Genomic DNA, 4,617 nt, shown 5'->3' on the forward strand with positions numbered 1-4,617 from the left:
CGAGGCCACGCTGAAGAAGGGCGCGAGCCACATCTACGGCAAGCGCGTGTTCTACGTGGACGAGGACTCGTGGGCCGTGGTGGTGCAAGAGAAGTACGACACCCGCGGCGAGTTGTGGCGCGTGTCGGAGGCCATTCCGGTGGTCAACCCCTGGGTGGGCGCGATCTACACCAACAACGACATCTACTACGACCTGCGCTCGGGCCGCTATCTGGCCAACGGCCTGGTCAACACCGAGAAAGAGATCATGACCCTGCCGCAGCACAAGCCCGATTACTTCTCGGAGCAGAACCTGCGCACGCTCGGCACGCGCTGAGCCCTGAACCCGGCGTTACCCAGCAGTTGAGGCGGTTGAAGATGTCGTTTCTCGGTTCTCTTGTCAGCCGCCGCCAGATTCTGGGGCGCCTGCTGCCGGGCCTGGCGGGCGCGGCGCTGGCCTTGCCGGCTCGCGCTGCACCGGGGCCGGCGGTCGCGCCGCCGGCTGCATCAGGCTTGGCGGCGTTGCGCGATGGCGTGCTGATCGCCGCTCGCTCGGTGGGCAACCGTTTGTGGGTGGCCGACAACCGCGGCCACTTGCTGAGTTCTGACGACGGCGGTGCCAACTGGCGCGTGCTGGGCGCTGCGGCGCCCGGGGCCTTGACCTCGATCGCTTTTGGCGCGGGGCCCGCGCAGCGGCTCGGTGTGGCCGTGGGGCACCGGCGGGCGGTTCGGCGCAGCGTGGATGGCGGTCAAACCTGGCTGGCTGCCGCGCTGCCCACGCAGGACGCGGTGACCCTGCTGGATGCCGTGGTGCTGTCTGCCACCCAGATCCTGGCGGTGGGCGCCTTCGGGGCCTGCTGGGGCAGCAACGATGCGGGCGCGAGCTGGAAGCGACTGTCGCCCAGCAAGGGCGACCGCCACTACAACGCCTGCGCCGCCAATGCGCAAGGGCAGGTGGTGATCGTGGGCGAGGCCGGCTTGATCTTGCGCAGCGCCGATGGCGGCCAGAGCTGGGCCGAGGTCAACACGCCCAACAAGGCGTCGCTGTTTGCGGTGGCCACCACCTCGGCCGGGCATTTCGTTGCGGCGGGCCTGGGTGGCGTCGTGCTGTCGTCCAGCGATGGCGGGGCGCAGTGGGCCGTGCACAGCGCGGCGCAGCGGCAGTCTTGGTTGGGCGTAACGGCCCTGGACGACGGCAGCGTGCTGCTCGCCGGCAGTGGCGGGGCGCTCAGCCATTGGGCGCACGACTCCGCGTCGGGCAACTGGAGCCCGGTCAAGCAGGTGCGCGAAGGCTATGGCGCGTGGTGCGCTTTGCTGCCTTGCACGCCGGCTGGCGGTGCGCCAGCGCTGCTGGCCGTGGGCGAGATCGGCGTGCGCCGGCTCGACCGCGCCGCTTGGGTCATGCCCGTGGGGGCGGCGCTATGACCGCCCCGACTGCGCGTCGGCTGGATGCCTTCACCGCCTGGCTCGCCGATGTGCTGATCCGCTGGCGGCTGCCGATCTTGCTGGGCTTCGTGCTGGCCACCGTGGCGCTGGGCTGGTCGGCCACCCGCTTGCAGGCCGATGCGCGGTTCGAGAAGACCATTCCGCGCCACCACGCTTTCATGCAGGCCTTCCTGCATTACGAGCCCACTTTTGGCGGCGCCAACACCGTGGTCGTGGCTCTGGTGAGCAAGCAGGGCGACATCTTCAACCGCGCCTTTCTCGACCGGCTCAAGGCCGTGACGGACGACGTGTTCTTCATCGATGGCGTCAAGCGCGAATCGGTCACCTCGCTCTGGACGCCCCGCGTGCGCTACGTCGAGATCACCGAGCAGGGCTTCGCTGGCGGCAGCGTGATCCGCTCGGGCTTCAGCGGTTCGGCCGAAGACCTGGCGGCGGTGCGCGCCAACACCGAGAAGTCGGGCGAGATCGGGCACCTGGTCAGCAACGACCTCAAGGGCGCGCTGGTGCAGTTCGAGCTGCAAGACGAGATCCCCGGCTCGACGAAGCAGCTCGACTACGAACAAGTGGCCGCCAGGCTCGAAGCGCTGCGTGCCAAGTACGCCGACGCGCAGGTCGACGTGCACATCGTCGGCTTTGCCAAGGTGATCGGCGACATCGGCGAAGGCACCCGCGGCGTGCTGCTGTTCTTCGCCTCGGCCGGTGCGCTCACCACGGCGCTGCTGCGGCTCTACACCCGCTCGTGGGCGCTGACGTGGCGGGCCTTTCTGGTCGCGCTGCTGCCGGTGGTGTGGCTGCTCGGCGTGTTGCCGCTCATGGGCTTGGGCATCGACCCGCTGTCCATCCTCGTGCCGTATCTGCTCTTCACCATCGGGGTGAGCCACGCCGTGCAGATGACCAGCGTGTGGGGCCGCGCGGTGCGCGCCGGAGCCGAGCCTCGCGACGCGGCGCGGGCCGCGTTCACGGCCTTGTTCGTGCCGGGCACGCTGGCGCTGCTCACCAACGCGATCGGCTTTCTGGTGATCATGCTGGTCGACATCGACATGGTTCGCGAGCTCGGCATCATGGCCAGCATCGGCGTGAGCCTGATGATCTTCACCAACAAGGTGCTGCTGCCGGTGGTGCTGTCGTTCGGTCACGCTCGGCATGCGCCGCAGGTGCCAGCGACCGGGCAAGCCGCCGCTGCACACCACCTGCCGCGCGGTCTGGCCTGGTTGACGGCTGCCGCGCAGCCCAAAGGGGCGATCGCCGTGGTGGCCGTGTCGGCGCTGCTGGCGGTGTTCGGCCACGTCAAGGGCTCGCAGGTGCGCATTGGCGATCAAGGTCAGGGCATGCCCGAGTTCTTTGCCGACGCCCGCTACAACCGCGACGCCGCCGCGATCCTGAAATCCTTCAGCCTCGGCAGCGAGCTGCTGTCGGTCTACGTGGCCCCCCCCGCTGCAGCGAAGGGCGACGACACGCAGATCTGCCTGCGCCCCGACGTGGCCGACTACGTGGACGGGCTCGACGCCGCGCTGCGCGAGGTGCCGGGGGTGTCGAACGTGATTGCCTATCCGCACTACGCCGCGATGATCAACGCCGGCTGGAACGAGGGCAACATCAAGTGGCAGGTCATCTCGGACGACGCGGCGGCGATGGGGCAGGCGTCGAACCAGCTCATCAGCGACGGCACGGGCCTGGTGTCGCCCAACTGCGATGCGATGCAGGTGCTGGTGTTCGCCGCCGACCACGACAGCGAGACCATCCAGCGCCTCGTACAAGCCGTTCAGGGCTATGACCGCGCCCACCCGCAGGCCCCGGCGCGGCTGGTGCTGGGCGGTGGCAACCTGGGCGTGATGGCGGCCACCAACGAGGCGGTCAAGGCAGCCGAGCCGCGCATGCTGGCGGCGATCTTCGCGTCGCTGGCCGTGTTGTGCCTGCTCACCTTCCGCGATCTCACGGGCATGGTCGTCATCATCGTGCCGCTGGCGCTGGTTTCGTTGCTGTGCAATGCCACCATGACGCTGCTCGGCATCGGACTCAAGGTGTCCACGCTGCCGGTGGTCACGCTCGGCGTGGGGGTGGGGGTGGACTACGGCATCTACCTGTACGAACGCCTCAAGCACCACCTGCACGATGGCCTGCCCTTGGCCGAGGCCTGGGCGCTGGCCTTGCATGAGCGCGGCCGGGCCGTGTTGTTCACCGCCACCACCATGAGCGTGGGCGTGGGCTCGTGGGCGTTCTCGGCACTCAAGTTCCAGGCCGACATGGGCTTGCTGCTGGCCTTCATGTTCATCGTCAACGTGCTGGGCGCGATGCTGTTGCTGCCGGCCCTGGCGGTGCTGCTGCTCACGTGGCGTCGGCGCGCCGTGGTGCCGTGCGCGGCCACCTCGTTGGACGCCCCCGCTGCGTCGGCCTGCACCACCACGCCGGAGCCGACTTGAGCATGGCGAGCGCGTCTCAGGCCACGGTCGAAGCCCGCCGCGTCATCGCCCTGGGGCGGCGCGAAGTCACGGCGTTGACCGCGCTTTACGCCATTGCCATGAAGTGCACGCTGGTGATGCCGCTCATCGTGGTCGAGCTGATGCGCGTGCTGCATCTGGGCGAAGAAGTGGCCACGGGGCTGGCCAGCCTCGAAGTGCTGGGGCTGATGCTGGGGCTGCTGGTGAGCCAGATCCTGGCGCGCTGGCAACGTCATGTGGCGCCTTGGCTGGCCCTGCTCGCCTGCGTGCTGGGCGAGGGGTTGACCTGGGCGGCCAGTGGCGCGGGCACCGGCCCGTTCCAGGCTGCTGCGCCATGGTGGGCTGGTGCCGGTCGGGTGGTTGCCGGGCTCGGGGCCGGCTGGCTGGTGGCGCGCATGGCGCATGCCTTGGCCGGCCAAGAGCAGGCCGAGGCGTGGTGGGGCCGTGTCACGGCCTACGGCGGGTTGGTGATGGGCGCCCTGATGGTGGGTTTGTCTCTCGCGCAAGGGCACCCTGACCACGAGTGGCTGTTCGCCGGGCTGGCCCTGTTCGTGGTGCTGATGGCGCCGGCCGTGGCCTGGCTGCCCGAGCACGTGCATGGCGCGTTGCAGTCGTCGGGCGATGCCTCGCCGCACCAGGCGGTGCGGGGCTCGCCGCGCTGGTGGGCGCTCTTGCTGATGGCCACTTTCGGCATCTATTGCGCCATGTCGGGCCAATGGGCGGTGGCGGGGGTGATCGGGGCCCGCTGGGGCCT

4 protein-coding genes are annotated in these 4,617 nt (G+C 69.5%); all 4 read left to right on the forward strand.

Going from position 1 to position 4,617, the window contains the following annotated elements:
• Positions 1-316, forward strand: a 316-nt coding sequence (locus ACE3SS_RS14820; protein ID WP_374595270.1) for a DUF1329 domain-containing protein, incomplete at its 5' end; no start/stop codon positions are given.
• A gap of 41 nt (positions 317-357) precedes the next feature.
• A complete protein-coding gene (locus tag ACE3SS_RS14825) occupies positions 358-1,404 on the forward strand; it encodes a YCF48-related protein (RefSeq protein WP_374595272.1) in 1,047 nt (348 codons plus the stop codon).
• Positions 1,401-3,845: an RND family transporter gene (locus ACE3SS_RS14830; protein ID WP_374595274.1), complete on the forward strand. Its 2,445-nt coding sequence runs from the start codon at positions 1,401-1,403 to the stop codon at positions 3,843-3,845. Before ACE3SS_RS14825 ends, ACE3SS_RS14830 begins: the two co-directional genes overlap by 4 nt.
• 2 nt (positions 3,846-3,847) lie before the next feature.
• Positions 3,848-4,617 (forward strand): hypothetical protein (locus ACE3SS_RS14835; protein ID WP_374595276.1); only part of this gene is annotated, 770 nt, incomplete at its 3' end.

Origin of the sequence: Aquabacterium sp. (genome assembly GCF_041915145.1) — a bacterium.
Lineage (GTDB): Bacteria > Pseudomonadota > Gammaproteobacteria > Burkholderiales > Burkholderiaceae_C > Aquabacterium.

What these genes read in the sequence shown, in the direction of transcription:
- ACE3SS_RS14825 (WP_374595272.1), top strand. Translation starts at nt 358, where the DNA reads ATGTCGTTTCTCGGTTCTCTTGTCAGCCGCCGCCAGATTCTGGGGCGC.
- ACE3SS_RS14830 (WP_374595274.1), top strand. Translation starts at nt 1,401, where the DNA reads ATGACCGCCCCGACTGCGCGTCGGCTGGATGCCTTCACCGCCTGGCTC.